16 protein-coding genes are annotated in these 16444 nt (G+C 66.4%); 6 read left to right on the forward strand and 10 right to left on the reverse strand.

The annotated features are described in order from the left end of the window. Positions 1 to 17: 17 nt before the first annotated feature. A complete protein-coding gene (locus ACVZTU_RS12215; protein ID WP_139468830.1) occupies positions 18 to 542 on the forward strand; it encodes a DUF3515 domain-containing protein in 525 nt (174 codons plus the stop codon). Positions 543 to 599: 57 nt separating this feature from the next. Here ACVZTU_RS12215 and ACVZTU_RS12220 read toward each other — a convergent pair whose 3' ends face one another. The 7 genes from ACVZTU_RS12220 to leuC all read right to left on the reverse strand — a co-directional run bounded on the left by ACVZTU_RS12220 (position 600) and on the right by leuC (position 7783). Then, the gene (locus ACVZTU_RS12220) at positions 600 to 1715 is read right to left on the reverse strand and encodes a D-alanine--D-alanine ligase family protein (RefSeq protein ID WP_482400490.1); all 1116 of its coding nucleotides are present in this window, start codon (positions 1713 to 1715) and stop codon (positions 600 to 602) included. 92 nt (positions 1716 to 1807) lie between these two features. Beyond that, complete coding sequence (locus ACVZTU_RS12225) at positions 1808 to 2341, reverse strand: YbhB/YbcL family Raf kinase inhibitor-like protein (RefSeq protein WP_181271671.1); 534 nt, start codon at positions 2339 to 2341, stop codon at positions 1808 to 1810. A 44-nt stretch (positions 2342 to 2385) separates the two neighbouring features. Further along, entirely contained in the window at positions 2386 to 3399 is a 1014-nt protein-coding gene (locus ACVZTU_RS12230) for an NAD(P)H-dependent glycerol-3-phosphate dehydrogenase (protein ID WP_482400491.1), read from the reverse strand. Next, positions 3396 to 4163, reverse strand: a complete 768-nt coding sequence (locus ACVZTU_RS12235) for a lysophospholipid acyltransferase family protein (protein ID WP_139468834.1) — start codon at positions 4161 to 4163, stop codon at positions 3396 to 3398. Before ACVZTU_RS12235 ends, ACVZTU_RS12230 begins: the two co-directional genes overlap by 4 nt. Continuing rightward, entirely contained in the window at positions 4160 to 5476 is a 1317-nt protein-coding gene (murA, locus tag ACVZTU_RS12240; RefSeq protein WP_139468835.1) for a UDP-N-acetylglucosamine 1-carboxyvinyltransferase, read from the reverse strand. Before murA ends, ACVZTU_RS12235 begins: the two co-directional genes overlap by 4 nt. A 206-nt stretch (positions 5477 to 5682) precedes the next feature. Beyond that, positions 5683 to 6282 carry a 3-isopropylmalate dehydratase small subunit gene (gene leuD / locus ACVZTU_RS12245; protein WP_139468836.1) on the reverse strand — a complete coding sequence of 200 codons (600 nt, stop codon included), beginning with the start codon at positions 6280 to 6282 and terminating at the stop codon, positions 5683 to 5685. Between the two features lie 16 nt (positions 6283 to 6298). Continuing rightward, positions 6299 to 7783, reverse strand: a complete 1485-nt coding sequence (gene leuC, locus ACVZTU_RS12250) for a 3-isopropylmalate dehydratase large subunit (RefSeq protein ID WP_139468837.1) — start codon at positions 7781 to 7783, stop codon at positions 6299 to 6301. Between the two features lie 175 nt (positions 7784 to 7958). On the opposite strand from leuC, the gene ACVZTU_RS12255 reads away from it, so the two are divergent. The 4 genes from ACVZTU_RS12255 to ACVZTU_RS12270 all read left to right on the forward strand — a co-directional run bounded on the left by ACVZTU_RS12255 (position 7959) and on the right by ACVZTU_RS12270 (position 11712). After that, positions 7959 to 8675, forward strand: a complete 717-nt coding sequence (locus ACVZTU_RS12255; RefSeq protein WP_025777351.1) for an IclR family transcriptional regulator — start codon at positions 7959 to 7961, stop codon at positions 8673 to 8675. A 135-nt stretch (positions 8676 to 8810) separates the two neighbouring features. After that, positions 8811 to 9569, forward strand: coding sequence for a DeoR/GlpR family DNA-binding transcription regulator (locus ACVZTU_RS12260; protein WP_139468838.1), 759 nt, complete (start codon positions 8811 to 8813; stop codon positions 9567 to 9569). A gap of 150 nt (positions 9570 to 9719) precedes the next feature. Further along, entirely contained in the window at positions 9720 to 11417 is a 1698-nt protein-coding gene (locus tag ACVZTU_RS12265) for a sodium:solute symporter family protein (protein WP_139468839.1), read from the forward strand. Positions 11418 to 11433: 16 nt separating this feature from the next. After that, positions 11434 to 11712, forward strand: a complete 279-nt coding sequence (locus ACVZTU_RS12270; RefSeq protein ID WP_139468840.1) for a hypothetical protein — start codon at positions 11434 to 11436, stop codon at positions 11710 to 11712. 24 nt (positions 11713 to 11736) lie between these two features. On the opposite strand, the gene ACVZTU_RS12275 is transcribed toward ACVZTU_RS12270, so the two are convergent. The 3 genes from ACVZTU_RS12275 to galT form a co-directional block, all read right to left on the reverse strand. Next, positions 11737 to 12657 carry an alpha/beta fold hydrolase gene (locus ACVZTU_RS12275; RefSeq protein ID WP_482400492.1) on the reverse strand — a complete coding sequence of 307 codons (921 nt, stop codon included), beginning with the start codon at positions 12655 to 12657 and terminating at the stop codon, positions 11737 to 11739. An 86-nt stretch (positions 12658 to 12743) separates the two neighbouring features. Next, positions 12744 to 14051 carry a galactokinase gene (galK, locus tag ACVZTU_RS12280; RefSeq protein ID WP_139468842.1) on the reverse strand — a complete coding sequence of 436 codons (1308 nt, stop codon included), beginning with the start codon at positions 14049 to 14051 and terminating at the stop codon, positions 12744 to 12746. After that, positions 14048 to 15268, reverse strand: coding sequence for a galactose-1-phosphate uridylyltransferase (gene galT, locus ACVZTU_RS12285; RefSeq protein ID WP_482400493.1), 1221 nt, complete (start codon positions 15266 to 15268; stop codon positions 14048 to 14050). Before galT ends, galK begins: the two co-directional genes overlap by 4 nt. 119 nt (positions 15269 to 15387) lie before the next feature. Here galT and ACVZTU_RS12290 point away from each other — a divergent pair, with 119 nt between their 5' ends. Beyond that, a complete protein-coding gene (locus ACVZTU_RS12290) occupies positions 15388 to 16389 on the forward strand; it encodes an aldose 1-epimerase family protein (protein ID WP_139468844.1) in 1002 nt (333 codons plus the stop codon). Positions 16390 to 16444 lie beyond the last annotated feature (55 nt).

Genomic DNA, 16444 nt, shown 5'->3' on the forward strand with positions numbered 1-16444 from the left:
GGCGATACGGTAGTCCTATGAGATCTCGCCCTGCTTCGACGCGCCGCAACGCCCGGCCCGCGCACCGTCGTCGTTCTCTCACCTTCGTCGCATTGGCCACGGTGCTCACCGGTCTGGCGGTGACCGGGTGTTCGCGCACCGTCATCGTCGAACCGGCCAAGGATGCTGCGAATCCGAAGTGTGCCGACATCCTGCTCACCCTGCCCGATGAGATCTCGGGTGAGAAGGCACGCACGACCTCCTCGCAGGGCACGAAGGCGTGGGGAGATCCCAACGTCGCGGTGCTGCGCTGCGGAGTCACTCCCCCCGGGCCGACGACAGATCAGTGCGTGAGCGTGTCCGGAGTCGATTGGATCTCGAAGCCGGTCGAGGACGACGATTCGACGTGGAGGTTCACCAGCTACGGGCGAACCCCCGCCGTCGAGGTGCTCGTCAACCGCAAGGCCGAGTCAGGCAATGACGTGCTCGCCGCGATCTCACCGACCCTGTCGAAGTTCCCTCCGGAGAACGAGTGCGTCGGAGCCGAGGACATCGCCGGCTAGAGCGCCCACCGAAGACGCGATTGCTCCACGGAGGCGGTTGCTCCGCGGCATCCGCTTCTACTTCGCGCGAGCGTGGTCGATCAGGGCGATCGAGATGAGTTCGCCGATGAGTTCGGAGTATTCGAGTCCCGACTGCGCCCACATGAACGGGTACGCCGAGGTGGGAGTGAACCCGGGAAGGGTGTTGAGTTCGTTGATGACGACCTCGCCGGTGTCCGTGACGAAGGTGTCGACGCGGGCCAGACCGGTGCAGTCGAAGAGACGGAACACCGAGGCGGCCAACTCCTGAACCCGGGCGGTCACCGTCTCGTCGAGATCGGCCGGACAGGTGACCTCTGCGGCGGCGAGGTCGAGGTACTTGGCGTCGAAATCGTAGAAGGAGTGGTCGCCGCTCACCCGGATCTCTCCGGGAGAGGACACTCGCAGCTCCGTGTCATAGACGGAACCGAGCACGGCGCATTCGACCTCACGACCGCTGACCTCGGGTTCGACGATGACCTTGGAGTCGTGTTCGAAGGCACCGAGCAGGGCGGCTTCGAGGTCGGCCGCCTCGGCGACCCGGCTGACTCCCATGGACGATCCGGCACGGGCGGGTTTGACGAATACGGGCAGGCCGAGCGCGGCCACTCGTCTCTCCGCCTCCGCGCGGTCTGCGGCCCACATCGTCTCGGTCACGAGCTCCCACGGGCAGGTGGGGACTCCGGCGTGGGCCATGAGTGACTTCGTATAGTGCTTGTCCATGCTCGCGGCGGAGGAGAACACTCCGGAGCCGACGAACGCGGTGTCGCTGAGTTCGAACAGTCCCTGCAGGGTTCCGTCCTCGCCGAAGCGGCCGTGCAGGAGTGGGAAGAATACGTCGACGGCACCGAGTTCGGTGTAATTGCCCTCGGCATCGCGCTGCAGCAGCGGTGACCCGTCGGCGGAGACCGGAGGAATCACCTCGGTGCCGTTGTCCGTGACCTCGGGCATGGCTTGCGGGTCGAAGCGCATGCTCGCCCAGTCGTCGACGACCCGCCACACACCGGTCTTCGTGATGCCGATCGGCAGAACATCGAAGGCATCGGCGTCGATGGCACCGATCACCCCGGCCGCGGTGACGCAGCTGACGGAGTGCTCGCTCGAACGGCCTCCGAAGAGGACTGCGACAAGGGGCCGGTGATCGTTGTCTGCCATGAGTTTCCTTGCTGAAGTGGTACTCCCGTGCACTCGGACCGGACACGGGTGCGCACAGCGGGTCAGGTGTGCGCGGACTGAAAGACTTTAGCTCACTTGGCCTCGTACGTGCATTCCAGCCACGCCCGGCCGATGCCCTTGAAGAACATGTTGAAGCCGGCGAAGGCAGGTGTTGCGGATTCGTCGATGCCCAGCGGTTCGGCCAGAGCGGTGACGATGAAGAAATAGCGGTGCGGTCCGTGGCCCTCCGGCGGGGCGGCACCGACGAAGCGGGGTTCGCCGGCGTCGTTGCGCAGGGTCACGGCACCGCTGGGCAGGAGGTCGGCGGCCGGGTCACCGGCGTTGGCCTCCAGGCTCGTCACCGAGGCGTCGAGGTCCGTGACGACCCAGTGCCAGAAGCCCGAGCCGGTGGGAGCGTCGGGGTCGTAGCAGGTCACGGCGAAGGCCTTGGTCTCTTCGGGGAACCCGGACCAGGACAGCTGCGGCGAGACGTCCTCACCGCCGGGCACGCCCATGGCGCCGGAGAGCTGGGGGCCGGTGAGCACCCCACCGTCTTCGATGTCGGTGCTCGTCAGCGTGAAGGTGGGAAGTTCGGGAAGGTTGAAGAACGGTGAGTTGGCGCTCATTTGTGCTCCTAGTTTTCCAGCGGGTGCCTGAGACTCGGTGTGGCTCAGGCAGGTGGTCCTTCGTGCTTACGCTTCCGAGACAACAGCAATCCGGCGAGTTCGTCAACCTGCAGTTTTCCGCTGAGCACCGCACAGACCGCCTCGGTGATGGGCAGGTCGACGCCGTTGCGTCGCCCCAGGGCGAGGACGGCAGGAGCGGATTTCACGCCTTCGGCCGTCTGCGAGGTGTGGGCGATGACATCGTCGAGGCTCATCCCCTCACCGAGGTGGCGTCCGAAGGTGCGATTGCGCGACAGGGGCGAGGCGCAGGTGGCCACGAGGTCGCCGAGTCCGGCGAGTCCGGACAGGGTGTGCGCCTCGGCGCCCATGGCCGCAGCCAGGCGAGAGGTTTCGGCGAGCCCGCGGGTGATGATCGACGCCTTCGAGTTGTCGCCGAGCTTCTGTCCGTCGGCGATGCCCACGGACAGGGCGATGATGTTCTTGATCGCACCGCCGATCTCGACGCCGACGACGTCGGTGTTCGTATACGGGCGGAAGTACGCGTTCGCGCTGATCTCCGCGACCACCTCGGCGGTGGTGATGTCGGAGGACGCGACGACGGTGGCGGTGGGCTGCCGGTCGGCGATCTCCCGCGCCAGATTGGGTCCGGAGACGACGGCGATCTGGGATTCGTCGACCTCGGCGACCTCGGCGATGACCTCGGACATGCGTTTGCCGGTGTCGACCTCGATGCCCTTCATCAGGCTCACGAGCTTCACACCCTCACGCAGATGCGGCTTCCACCGGGTGAGGTTCTCCCGCAGGGTCTGGGCGGGCACGGCGAGGACGATGACCTCGGCGTCGGTGACCGCGGCGATATCGTCAGCGGTCGCACTCAGCCCCTCGGGCAGGAGTCGCTCGCCCAGGTAGCGCTCGTTGGTGTGCGTGGAGTTGATCTCTTCGGCGACCTCGGGACGGCGGGCCCACAGGGTGACGGGGAATCCGGCGTCGGCGATGACCGCGGCGTAGGTGGTTCCCCACGATCCGGCTCCGAGGACGGTGATCTTGTCGACGCTCATTCGCCAGTCTCCTTAGCTGTGAAACGCTGCGGCAGTTCGCGTTCGGACAGTTCGGCCACCATCGCCGCCACGGTGTTCTTCACACGCTGGGAGAGGTCTCCCATCGTCTTCTTCTCAGCCCGGTGATCCCACAGATCCGAATAGTCGATGGCGGGGCCGAAGGCCACGACGGAGTCATGGCTGAAGGGGCGGAAGCGGACCTTCTTCTGCCCACGCGGGTAGACCGTGTCCAGTCCCCAGTGGGCGACGGGGATGATCGGGGCTCCGGTCTCCAGCGCCAGCCGGGCAGTGCCGGTCTTGAAGTGCTGGGGCCACAGCTCCGGGTCCTTCGTCAGCGTGCCCTCGGGGTAGATGACGACGGTCTGGCCGTTCGCCAGGGCGTCCTTCGCATATTCGAGGGAGTCCCCGGCCGAGGCCGAGGCGCGCAGCACCGGGATCTGCCCGATGGTCTTGAGGATCTTGCCGAGCACCCCGGTGAACAGCGTCGACTTCGCGAGGAAGTGCGGCATCCGACCGTTGCGCTTCAGCGCCAGCCCCACGAGGATCGGGTCGAGATGGTTGGCATGGTAGGCGGCGGCGATGATGCCCGTGCCGGCCGGCGGCAGGTGCTCGACTCCCCGCACGCTCATCTTCGTGGCCGTGCGCATGAGCCCGAAGGCCGCTGTGGCGGCGACGGTGCCGGCCCGGTTCTGGGACCGCACCGAGGCGGGATCGAAGGAGACGAGATCGTGGTCGTTCGCGTCCGGTTCGATGTCGGCGCTCATGCGGAGACCTCGGCACCGAGTCCGGTGAGTTTGTCGAGGAAGTTCTCGTAGCCGCGGTTGATGAGTTCGATGCCGTGGACTTCGCTCGCACCCTGGGCAGCCAATGCGGCGATGAGGTGGCTGAAGCCGCCGCGCAGATCGGGAACGTCGATGCGGGTGCCCTTGAGGTCGGTGGGTCCGGAGATCACGGCCGAGTGTTGGTAGTTCCGTCGTCCGAAGCGGCAGGGAGTGCCGCCGAGACATTCGCGGTAGAGCTGGATCTGCGCACCCATATCGCGCAGGGCGTCGGTGAAGCCGAAGCGGTTCTCATACACGGTCTCGTGGATGATCGACAGACCTTCGGCCTGAGTCATCGCGACGACCAACGGCTGCTGCCAGTCGGTCATGAAGCCGGGGTGGACGTCGGTTTCCAGCGCAAAGGATCGGAGTTTGCCGCCGGGGTGGCGGAAGCGGATGCCGTTCTCCTGCACATCGAATTCTCCGCCGATCTTGCGGAAGACGTTGAGGAACGTGATGAGCTCCGGCTGGCTGGCGCCTTCGACGAAGATGTCTCCGCCGGTGGCCAGTGCCGCCGAGGCCCAGGACGCGGTCTCGTTGCGGTCGGGCAGGGCGCGGTGGATGAACCCGCGGAGGGTGTCGACGCCTTCGATGCGCACAACGCGGTCGGTGTCGACGGTGATGATCGCGCCCATCTTCTGCAGCAGCGCGATGAGATCCATGATCTCCGGTTCGATGGCCGCGCCCCGCAGCTCGGTCACGCCTTCGGCGCGGACCGCGGTCAGCAGCACCTGTTCCGTGGCACCGACGGAGGGGTAGGGCAGTTCGACCTTGGTGCCCTGCAGGCGGCTGTGCGCCTTGAGCATGATGCCGCCGGGGGTCTTGTCGACCTCGGCTCCGAACTTGCGGAGCACATCGAGGTGGAAGTTGATGGGGCGGTCGCCGATATGGCAGCCGCCGAGGTCGGGGATGAACGCCTGACCGAGGCTGTGCAGGAGAGGTCCGCAGAAGAGGATCGGGATGCGAGAGGATCCGGCGTGGGCGTCGATGTCGACGATGGAGCCCTGAGCCACATCGGCCGGGTCGAGGTGGAGTTCGCCGTCGGGCTGGTCCCCGTCGGGGCCGGAGGTGACGCGGACTCCGTGGAGTTCAAGGAGTCCGGTGACGATCTCGACATCGCGGATGTTGGGCACGCCGCGCAGCACGGACGGGGTCTCACCGAGCAGAGAGGCCACCATCGCCTTGGGCACCAGGTTCTTGGCGCCGCGGACTCGGACGGTGCCGTCCAGCGGATTTCCCCCACGTACTTCGAGCATGTTCCTCCCTGATTCCGATGATCGGATCCGGGCGGGATGCCACCCGGAGACGGTGCCCCACGATTGCCGCGGGCACCGTCCTAGACTAACCCAGCCGACGGTATCCCACCGATTCGCCGAGGATGCCCACCGTCACGTCCGGACGTGTGACGGTGGGCATCCTCGGCGGGGTGGAAACGGTACGGGTGGGCCGGCTTAGGTGAGGGTCAGACCTTGGCGGGCAGGGTCGTCGGCTTGAAGGCGAAGCGGGAGGATTCGTAGGCGACGATCTCGTCTTCCTTGGCCAGGGTGAGGCTGATGTCGTCGTGGCCTTCGAGCAGGCGCCAGCGCGTGTAGTCGTCGATCTGGAAGGACACGGTGACGGTGTCGCACGTCACGGTCTTCTCGTTCAGGTCGACGGTGATCGAGGTGCCGGGATGGTTCTCGAGGATCTTCCAGATCAGTTCGATATCGGCCTGTTCGAGCTGGGCGGCCAGCAGGCCCTCTTTGCCGGAGTTGCCGCGGAAGATATCGCCGAAGCGGGAGGACAGGACGACGCGGAAGCCGTAGTCCTTGAGCGCCCAGACGGCGTGCTCGCGGGAGGAGCCGGTGCCGAAGTCGGGGCCGGCGACGAGGACGGAGCCGGATGCGAAATCGGGGTCGTTGAGGACGAAATCGTCGCCTGACCGCCACCGGTAGAACAGGGCGTCCTCGAAGCCGGTGCGGGTGACCCGCTTGAGGAACTTCGCGGGAATGATCTGGTCGGTGTCGATATTGGATCGGCGCAGAGGAACGCCGATGCCGGTGTGGGTGGTGAAAGCTTCCATGGCTCGTCCTCCTTTGTCAGTCGTTCGCCGAGACGGGTGTCAGGTTGAGGGACAGGCGGTTGTCGGCCCATTCCACGGGTTCGGCATCCCGCGGCAGGTCGGCGACGTCGCCCGGTGAGGAGAGCGTGCCGCGCACCGCGGTGGCCGCGGCCACGAGCGGTGAGACGAGGTGGGTGCGCCCGCCCTTGCCCTGGCGGCCTTCGAAGTTGCGGTTCGAGGTCGAGGCGCAGCGTTCGCCTTCGGCCAGCTGGTCCGGGTTCATCCCTAAGCACATCGAGCAGCCGGCGAAGCGCCATTCGCCGCCGAAGTCCTTGAAGATGACGTCGAGGCCCTCTTCTTCGGCCTGGAGTCGGACCTTCGCGGAGCCGGGAACGACCATGAAGCGGACGTTGTCGGCCTTCTTGCGGCCGCGGACCACCTCGGCGGCGGCCCGGAGATCTTCGATCCGGGAGTTCGTGCAGGACCCGAGGAAGACGGTGTCGACGTCGATCTCGCGCAGCGGCGTGCCCGGGGTCAGGCCCATATAGGCCAGCGCATTGGCGGCTGCGGCTTTGTCGTTCTCGTCGGTGAAGTCGTCGGGGCTGGGCACGCTCGCCGACAGCGGCAGGCCCTGGCCCGGGTTCGTTCCCCAGGTGACGAAGGGTTCGATGTCTTCGGCCTTGAGGACCACCTCGGCGTCGAATTCCGCGCCTTCGTCGGTGTAGAGGGTCTTCCAGTACTCGACGGCCGCGTCCCAGTCTTCGCCTTCGGGGGCGTGGGGACGGCCCTTGACGTATTCGAAGGTCGTCTCGTCGGGGGCGACCATTCCGGCGCGGGCGCCGGCTTCGATCGACATATTGCAGATCGTCATCCGGGCTTCCATCGACAGCTGGCGGATGGCCGAGCCGCGGTATTCGAGCACGTAGCCCTGTCCCCCGCCGGTGCCGATCTTCGCGATGATGGCGAGGATGATGTCCTTGGCGCTCGAGCCTTCGGGCAGGTCGCCGTCGACGGTGATCGACATCGTCTTGAAGGGCTTGAGGCTGAGCGTCTGCGTGGCGAGCACGTGTTCGACCTCGGAGGTGCCGATGCCGAAGGCGAGCGCTCCGAAGGCGCCGTGGGTGGAGGTGTGCGAGTCGCCGCAGACGACGGTGGTGCCCGGCTGGGTCAGACCCAGCTGCGGTCCCACGACGTGGACGATTCCCTGGTCGGCGTCGCCGAGGCTGTGCAGGCGGATGCCGAATTCCTCGGCGTTCTTGCGCAGGGTGTTGATCTGCGTGGCCGAGGTCGGTTCGGCGATCGGCTTGTCGATGTCCCACGTCGGGGTGTTGTGGTCCTCGGTGGCGATGGTGAGGTCGGGGCGGCGCACTGGGCGCCCGGCGAGTCGGAGTCCGTCGAAGGCCTGCGGGCTGGTCACCTCGTGGACGAGGTGGAGGTCGATGTAGATAAGGTCCGGCGCACCGTCAACACCTCGTGAGACGACGTGATCGGCCCAGACCTTCTCGGCCAATGTGCGTGGCATGGTTCCTCCCGCCGGTGCAGGGATCTCTGCACCCGATGTAGACCTGACGGGCCGAGGTACGGCGCGTCGATGAACTGCGATGTGCGCACTGGAGTGAGTGCGTATTCGAAATCTACTCGCCCGTATCGCAATGCGAACTTGCATCTCGCCCACTGAGACGCGCACAATGGTGCCTATGACAAGCAATGGTAGCGGCGTCGGGGTCATCGACAAGGCCGCAATGGTTCTCTCCGCACTTGAGGCCGGACCCGCCTCTCTCGCCGAATTGGTGACGCTGACCGGACTGGCACGCCCCACTGCCCACCGCCTGGCTGTTGCCCTCGAATTCCACCGCATCGTCGGTCGCGACCTGCAGGGACGTTTCGTCCTCGGGCCGCGTCTGGCCGAGCTGTCGTCGGCCGCCGGCGAGGACCGCCTGCTGGCCGCGGCCGGGCCGGTGCTCGGTCAGCTGCGCGATCAGACGGGTGAGTCCGCTCAGCTCTTCCGCCGTCAGGGCGATCTGCGCCTGTGCGTGGCCGCGGCCGAGCGCCCCGTGGGTCTGCGCGACTCCGTGCCGATCGGCGCGACGCTGTCGATGCGCGCCGGTTCTGCGGCTCAGGTGCTGCTGGCCTGGGAGGAGCCGGACCGTCTGCACACGGGCCTGCGGGGTGCCCGGTTCTCCGCGACCATGCTCTCCGGGGTCCGCCGCCGAGGCTGGGCCCAGTCCATCGCCGAACGCGAACGGGGGGTCGCCTCGGTGTCGGCTCCCGTGCGCGGTCCGAGCAATCGGGTGGTCGCAGCCGTCTCGATCTCCGGACCGGTCGACCGGCTCACCCGCCAGCCCGGCCGCCTGCACGCGAAGTCGGTCATCGACGCCGCGCGTGCGCTGACCGAGGCACTCGTGCGCGGCTGAGTCCGACTCAGCTCCCATCGCACCTCGCCCAGCGGCGAACGGGTTGACCGCGGGCCCGGAGGATCATCCCTCCGGGCCCGCGGTCGTGCCTCGTCCTTGAAGTCGGCCCGACCTCCGGGCTTGTACTATGGCCCCATGATCGCCGCTCAGAGACGCAACATCATCGTCGATACGATCGAGAGAGACGGCGCCGTCTCCATCACTTCCCTGTCGGAGAAGCTCGATACTTCGGCCGTGACCATCCGCCGGGACCTCGATCAGCTCGCCGAGGAGGGCAGACTCATCCGCACCCACGGCGGCGCCGTTCTCGCCTCGAGCGCGCGGGAGTCGAGCTATGCGGAGAAGCTCGAGCAGGCTCTGGCCGAGAAGACGGCGATCGCGCGTGCTGCAGCGGCCCAGGTGCGCAACGGCGACGTCGTGGCGCTGGGGCCGGGAACGACGACCGAACTGCTGGCCAAGGAGCTCGTGACGCGTTCGGGTCTGCGCGTGGTGACGAATTCGCTGCTCGTCGCCGAGGCCATGGTCTCCTCCCCCGACAACGAGGTCATCGTTGTCGGCGGTCTGCTGCGCCATTCGATCCGGGCCTTCGTCGGCGGCGGCACTGTGTCTCAGCTGCTCGGCCTGCGCGCCGACACCGTCTTCCTCTCCGGGAACGGACTGGCCGCGGACTTCGGGCTCTCGACTCCCGCCTTTCCTGTCGCCGATACAGATCGGGCCATGGCCGCCGGGGCAGGGCGCGTCACCGCGCTCGTCGATCACACGAAGGTCGGTCTCCGCTCATCGGTGCTCACTGTTCCGACCGAGCAGATCCAGCAGCTCATCACCGATTCGAAGAGCGAGGAATCCGAACTCACCGCCCTGCGCGAGGCGGGCGTTGAGGTCGAGGTCGTCTGACCCTCGCCAGCAAACGATCAAAACTGTTCAGGTTCGATCACTAGCGATCAGGCTCACAATCCTCTAAAGTGTCCACTCGGGTGTCATACACCACACGCAGCCATGCACTGACGCATTACGAAGCGATGCACTGACGCATATGGAGGAACCTTGGAAGCAATCCGCTTGGACGCACAGTGGATCGACTATCTGCTGATAGCGATCTACTTCATCTTCGTCCTCGGCATCGGCTGGTTCGCCAAGCGCGGGATCTCCTCGAGCATCGAGTTCCTCCTCTCCGGACGGAGCCTGCCTGCTTGGGTCACGGCTCTCGCGTTCGTCTCGGCCAACCTCGGCGCCGTGGAGATCATGGGCATGTCCGCCACGGGAGCCCAGTACGGAATGCCGACGATGCACTACTTCTGGATCGGCGCGGTCCCGGCGATGCTGTTCCTCGGCGTCGTAATGATGCCCTTCTACTACGGTTCGAAGGTCCGGTCGGTTCCGGAGTTCATGCGCAAGCGCTTCGGCACGGGCGCCCACCTCGTCAACGCGCTGTCCTTCGCCGTCGCACAGCTGCTCATCGCCGGCGTCAACCTGTTCCTGCTCGGCACGATCGTCAATCGCCTGCTCGGCTGGCCGCTATGGATCACTCTTATCGTCGCCGCCGCGATCGTCCTGTCCTACATCACCCTCGGCGGACTGAGTGCGGCCATCTACAACGAGGTGCTGCAGTTCTTCGTCATCGTCGCAGCCCTCCTGCCGCTCACCCTCATCGGCCTCAACCGCGTCGGCGGCTGGGACGGGCTGGTCGACCGAGTGAGCAATGACGGAATGCTCGGCGCCGAGCAGCTGAGCAGCTGGCCCGGCGAGCAGCTCTCCGGCTTCTCCAACCCCGTGCTCTCGGTCGTCGGCATCGTCTTCGGCCTCGGCTTCGTCCTCTCCTTCGGCTACTGGACGACGAACTTCGTCGAGGTCCAGCGCGCCATGGCGTCGAAGTCGATCAATGCCGCGCGCCTGACCCCGATCATCGGCGCGTTCCCGAAGATGCTCATCCCCTTCATCGTCGTCGTCCCCGGCATGATCGCCGCGGTCCTCGTGCCGCAGATGACGCAGTTCAAGGAGATCTCGGCCTCCATCGACGAGGCGACCGCGCTCGAACAGACGGGCGTGACGTACAACGATGCGCTCCTGCTGCTCATGCGCGAGGTCCTGCCCAACGGTCTCCTCGGTGTGGCGATCGCCGGCCTCCTCGCCGCGTTCATGGCCGGTATGGCCGCGAACATCTCCGCGTTCAACACGGTCTTCAGCTATGACCTGTGGCAGCAGTACGTGGTCAAGGACCGCGAGGACGACTACTACCTGAAGATCGGCCGCTGGGCGACGATCGGTGCCTGTGTCGTCGCGATCTTCACAGCGCTCATCGCGGGCAACTTCTCCAACCTCATGGACTACCTGCAGACGCTGTTCGGCTTCTTCAACGCCCCGCTGTTCGCCACGTTCATCCTCGGTATGTTCTGGAAGCGGATGTCGGCGACCGCCGGTTGGGTCGGCCTCGTCGGCGGCACGCTCTCGGCCGTGTTCGTGTTCATCCTCGCCGAGACCGGAGTCCTCGACCTGCCCGGCCAGGGTGCCGCATTCCTCGCGGCCAGCACAGCGTTCGTCGTCGACATCGTCCTGTCGGTGATCGTCACCCTGTTCACCACGCCGAAGCCCGCCGCGGAGCTGCGCGGACTCGTCTACTCGGAGACCCCGAAGTCCGATTTCGAGGACCTCAGCGAACCGAAGGCGCCGTTCTGGAAGCGCCCCGTGCCCGTCGCGGGTGTCGCCCTGGTGCTCGTCATCATCCTCAACGTGACATTCGGCTGAAGGAGCCAGTGAGACCATGAGCAAATCCAACGAACTGACCAAGACCGCAGGCGCCTTCGACGTCCGCAACTTCATCGGTGCGCTGCTGGCGATCTTCGGCGTCATCCTCACGATCGCCGGAATCGTCGGCTTCACCCCCGACGAAGCAGAGCGCACCGGCGGGGTCGATGCGAACCTGTGGACCGGAATCGGCCTCATCATCGCCGCAGCCGTCTTCCTCATCTGGGCGAAGCTGCGCCCGATCCGCATCGTCGAAACCCCCGACGACGCCGCAGGCGCGGCCGGCACCGACTGATCGCCTCAGTCTGCGTCGATCCGCTCAGAGCGCTGCCATCGCTGCAGCAACCTCGGGGGTGTCGGCGGTCGGTACGACGGTCGAGGCGTTCTCGAGGGTCAGCAGCCGGGCATCTGGAATCTCCCGGGCGAGCGCCACTCCATTGCCCACGGGGAAGAACGGGTCACGCCTGCCGTGCATGACCAGCGTCGGCACTCGCAGCTGCGGCAGTCGTTCTCGCCAGCGTGGCTGGCAATCGAGGCGGGAGAACACCATTCCCAGTTGATCGGCCAGATGAGCTTCCGGATCCGAGTTCTGTGTCGGAACTGAGCCCTGTTCTGAATCAGAGCTCTGCGTGCGTGCCCAGATCCGCGCGGCGACTGCCCGTGCCTCTTCAGGGTCGTCGCCGAGGATCCGTGCACCTTCGGCCATATAGTCGGCCACCGAGTAGACGTCCGTCCAGTCCGGCTGCGGTCGGGAGAAGAGCGGACCCATCGTCGCCTCATCATGATCCGGCAGGTCATCGTCGACCGGGCCGGGAGCGACCGGTCGGGTGCCGATGAGAGTGAGTGCCGAAAACGCCTTCGGATGGTCGAGAGCCGCGACCTGCGCAATCATTCCGCTGATACCGATTCCCGCGAGATGAGCGGGCCGACCGTCGAAGATCCGTGCGAGTTCGGCGGCATCAGCAGCAAGGTCCCGCAGGGTGTAGTCCGGTGATTCGAGGTCACCATGGCTCGAGGCCCCGGCATCCCGGAGATCGCAGCGCACAACGTGACGTCCCTGCTCTGCCAGCTGCTCGCACAGAGCATCGGGCCAGGACAGCATCGTCGGGGCGCCGAGGCAGAGAACCAGCGGCGCATCCGCCTCGCCGAACTCGTCGACGCCGAGGCTCACTCCATTGACGTCGCAGATATCCATGCCGCTCCCCCGCTCCGAGTTCATCCTCGTCTGAGGTTCAAGCATGAACCGCGTTGCTTCGAGAGGTCAATGCCTGCCCGGCTCGGCTGCACCGGCGGCTCAGCCGAAACAGGTTCGGCCGAATCAGGAGCTCAGTCGAAACGGGCAGCGCCCCGGCCGGCACTGACGGCGAAGATGTCCGGCTCCCCGTAGCCGTGCTCGGCGAATGCCGAGGTGACGGCATCGCCGACCTGTTCGACCCGGTCTGCGTGGATGAGGGCGATCGCGGAACCGCCGAAGCCGCCGCCGATCATCCGCGCGCCGAGCGCCCCGGCTCCCATCGCGGCGGCCACCGCCACGTCGAGTTCGACGCACGAGACCTCGTAGTCGTGCTGCAGAGATTCGTGGGAGGCCACCAACAGGTCGCCGATGGCACTGATGCGCGCGTCATGGTCGTCGCCGGTTGCTCGTTCATTGTCCTCGAGCAGTTCGACGGTGGCGCGGACCCGAGCGTTTTCGGCGATGACGTGGCGCACCCGCTTCCGCTGCTCCTCGGTCAGTTCGCTCAGGTCGACGTCATCGGCGAGTTCCCGCAGACTGTCGACTCCGAAGATCGCGGCGGACTCCTCACAGGTCCTCCGTCTGGCGCCGTACCCGCTTTCGCTGTGCGAGTGAGAGACCTTCGAGTCGATGACGAGGAGTATGAGCCCCTCGGCGTCGAGGTCGAAGGGAATCTGGCGAGCGCTGAGGTCACGGCAGTCGAGGAAGAGCGCATGCCCGGCCTCGGTCATGATCGACGCGGCCTGGTCGACGATGCCCGTCGGCGCACCGACGAAGTCGTTCTCGGCTCGCTGAGTCAGCAGGACTTTCTCCCGGTCGTCGAGGCCGAGGCCATACACCTCGTCGAGGGCGATGAGCACCGCGACTTCGAGTGCGTGCGATGACGACAGTCCGGCACCGACAGGCACGGTGGATTCGATATAGAGGTCGACTCCGCCGACCACCGTGCCGGTGGTCTTCGCGATCTCATCGACGACTCCCGCAGGATGACTCAGCCAACCGGGCAGGGTTCCGGGCACGAGTTCCGCGGCCGCGAACTGGCCGAACATTCTCTGGCCGGTGTCATCGCGATGGTCTGAAACGATGCGAATGCTCTCCCCACGCCGAGGCGGTTCCACAGATCCAGTGTTCCCTGCGTCATCGACCTGCTGCTCTGAGGCGTCCCCGCCTCGCCCGGCAGCGCCGTTGTCGGGTCGCCGACCGATGGCGACGTACACCGCCCGATCGATGGCGATCGGCAGGACGAAGCCGGCGTTGTAGTCGGTGTGTTCGCCGATGAAGTTCACCCTGCCTGGAGCACGGAAGGAACCGATCGGACGGTATCCGAACAGGGACTCGAACTCCTCGGCGAGGTGTCCGGGGGTCGGTGTGGATACGGCCTCGGGGGTCTCTGTGGTCATGAACGATCGTCTCCCGGGTCGAACGCCGAAGCCGTGCTCGCGTTCGCGCTCACGGGTACGGCTGCCCCGGCGAGGGGTTCCAGGGCCACGGCACGCAGTCTGGCTGCGGTCTCCTCGGCGGAGACGTCGCCGACGAAGGCACCCATGGCGGCCTCCGAACCGGCGAGGAACTTCAGCTTGTTCTCCGCACGACGGGGGCTCGTGATCTCGAGGTGGAGCCAGTCGGCGCGGCGGTCGGCACTGTTGACCGGCGCCTGGTGCCAGGCCGCGATATACGGTGTGGGACTCGGGTAGAGGCCGTCGATGCGGCGCAGCACCTCCGGATAGACGCGGGCCAGGTCGTCGCGTTCGGTCTCGTCGAGCTCGTCGACGCTTCCCACCTGGCGGTGCGGAACGAGGTGGACCTCGATCGGCCAGCGGGCCGCGAAGGGCACGAAAGCGGAGAAGTGATCGGTCTCAAGAATCATTCGCTCTCCTGCCTCGCGTTCGAAGGCGAGCACATCGCCGAGCAGCGGCCGACCGGTCCGGCGCAGGTGTTCATGCGCCCGGGCCGAGGTGATCGCGGTGTGCGGGGTGACATAGGGGTAAGCATAGATCTGACCGTGCGGGTGGTTCATCGTCACCCCGATCTCCTCCCCGCGGTTCTCGAACATGAAGACCTGTTCGATGCCCGGCAGCGCAGCGAGTTCGGCGGTCCGATTGGCCCACGCGTCGATGACGGTGCGGGCACGCGCGGTGCCGAGGCCCGCGAAGGAGCCGGTGTGCTCCGAGGAGAAGACGACGACTTCGCAGCGGCCGTATCCCGGTCCCGACAGCACGGAGGTCACGGTTTCGGCGGAGTCGGCGGCCGCCTCGGCGAAGGTGGTGTCCACGCTCTGCGCGGACGGAACATCACCGAGGCCGGGGCCGAGGGAGGGGAAGCGGTTCTCGAAGACGGCGACGTCGAAGTCCACTGCCGGGATCTCTGTGGGACGGTCCGTCGTCGACGGGCACAGCGGGCACTCGGCGGCGGCGGGCAGGTGGGTGCGGGTCTGTCGGTGGGTGGCCACGGCGACCCATTCGCCGGTGAGGACGTCGAAGCGCAGGGTTCCGCTGTCGGGGCGCGAATCGTGTGGCCGGGGGTCGGCGGCGATCGTCGGTGCAGGTGAGTCGGGGTCCTGGAAGAACAGGATCTCGCGACCATCGGACAGGTTCGCCCGGCGATGCGACGCTAGCATCAGACCTCCCAAAAGTTATCATTTTCGATCATAATGCTAACATCTGGCGGCCCGGATGCGTGCGGACGGCGTAGAATATCTGCAACTGTTCTTCCCGCGCTCGAGCACCCTGGAGACCCATGACCGCCACCATCGAACTCGCCTGTGACGAGTCAGCGGCGGTCATCTCCCCCATCGGCGCGAGCCTGGTTCGCTTCAGCGTCGGCGATCGTCCGGTCGTGGTGCCGATGAACGCGTTCGACGGAGCCGTGCTCGCCCCCTGGCCGAACCGGATCGATGGGGGTCGCTACGACTTCGCCGGGGACAGCTACCGGCTGCCGATCACCGAGCCCGAGCGGGGTACTGCCTTGCACGGCCTCGTCGCCGATGTCGAATGGTCCGTAGTCGAGCGCACCGAGTCGACGGTCAGTCTCGCATTCACGCTGGAGCCGACTGCGGGGTATCCGTTCAGGTTCGATCTGCAGGTGGATTTCGAACTCGCCGAGGCGGAGCTGCGCATGCGCGCACGTGCCCTGAACACGGGGTCGGCTCCCGCACCGTTCGGTTTCGGATTTCATCCGTGGCTCTCCCCGGGCACGGCCCCATCGGGTACAACCGACCCCGTTGACGGTGCCCTTGTCGATGAGGCTCAGCTCGTCATTCCCGCTGCGCGCTGGTACGAGACCGATGAGCGGCTTATCCCCACGGCTGTTCGCCCCTTCGATGACGGCACTGCCGTCCCGGCCGATCATGCCTCCGATGATTCGGCATGCATGGTGTGCAAGGACTTCCGGGCGCTGCGCCTCATCGGCGGCACGGTCCTCGATGATGCGTACGGCTCACCTCGGCGCGGTGACGACGGATGGTCGCGGGCACGGCTGAAGGGTGCAGATCTGCGCGAGGTCGTCGTCGGGATGGGGCCGGGGTTCCGCACCTGGCAGGCGTGTACGGGCGACGGCCTCGATGAGGATCTGGCACGTCGGGCGATTGCGATCGAGCCGATGACCTGTCCCCCGAATGCATTCGCAGCGGGCGAAGCCGGCGAGGACTTCGACGTCGTCGCCCCGGGTGACGAGCTTGTCGTCGAGTGGAGCATCGCTCTGACCGGGGCAGACGACACTTCGTGCTTCCTTCCGAAATGACAGTCGCCCTGCCGCGAGTCGGCGCATCCTGATAGGTTGCGACTACAGGCAGATA

The sequence above is a fragment of the Brevibacterium sp. OS20 genome, assembly GCF_056837565.1.

What these genes read in the sequence shown, in the direction of transcription:
- ACVZTU_RS12215 (WP_139468830.1), top strand. Translation starts at nt 18, where the DNA reads ATGAGATCTCGCCCTGCTTCGACGCGCCGCAACGCCCGGCCCGCGCAC.
- ACVZTU_RS12220 (WP_482400490.1), bottom strand. Translation starts at nt 1,715, where the DNA reads ATGGCAGACAACGATCACCGGCCCCTTGTCGCAGTCCTCTTCGGAGGC.
- ACVZTU_RS12225 (WP_181271671.1), bottom strand. Translation starts at nt 2,341, where the DNA reads ATGAGCGCCAACTCACCGTTCTTCAACCTTCCCGAACTTCCCACCTTC.
- ACVZTU_RS12230 (WP_482400491.1), bottom strand. Translation starts at nt 3,399, where the DNA reads ATGAGCGTCGACAAGATCACCGTCCTCGGAGCCGGATCGTGGGGAACC.
- ACVZTU_RS12235 (WP_139468834.1), bottom strand. Translation starts at nt 4,163, where the DNA reads ATGAGCGCCGACATCGAACCGGACGCGAACGACCACGATCTCGTCTCC.
- murA (WP_139468835.1), bottom strand. Translation starts at nt 5,476, where the DNA reads ATGCTCGAAGTACGTGGGGGAAATCCGCTGGACGGCACCGTCCGAGTC.
- leuD (WP_139468836.1), bottom strand. Translation starts at nt 6,282, where the DNA reads ATGGAAGCTTTCACCACCCACACCGGCATCGGCGTTCCTCTGCGCCGA.
- leuC (WP_139468837.1), bottom strand. Translation starts at nt 7,783, where the DNA reads ATGCCACGCACATTGGCCGAGAAGGTCTGGGCCGATCACGTCGTCTCA.
- ACVZTU_RS12255 (WP_025777351.1), top strand. Translation starts at nt 7,959, where the DNA reads ATGACAAGCAATGGTAGCGGCGTCGGGGTCATCGACAAGGCCGCAATG.
- ACVZTU_RS12260 (WP_139468838.1), top strand. Translation starts at nt 8,811, where the DNA reads ATGATCGCCGCTCAGAGACGCAACATCATCGTCGATACGATCGAGAGA.
- ACVZTU_RS12270 (WP_139468840.1), top strand. Translation starts at nt 11,434, where the DNA reads ATGAGCAAATCCAACGAACTGACCAAGACCGCAGGCGCCTTCGACGTC.
- ACVZTU_RS12275 (WP_482400492.1), bottom strand. Translation starts at nt 12,657, where the DNA reads ATGCTTGAACCTCAGACGAGGATGAACTCGGAGCGGGGGAGCGGCATG.
- galK (WP_139468842.1), bottom strand. Translation starts at nt 14,051, where the DNA reads ATGACCACAGAGACCCCCGAGGCCGTATCCACACCGACCCCCGGACAC.
- galT (WP_482400493.1), bottom strand. Translation starts at nt 15,268, where the DNA reads ATGCTAGCGTCGCATCGCCGGGCGAACCTGTCCGATGGTCGCGAGATC.
- ACVZTU_RS12290 (WP_139468844.1), top strand. Translation starts at nt 15,388, where the DNA reads ATGACCGCCACCATCGAACTCGCCTGTGACGAGTCAGCGGCGGTCATC.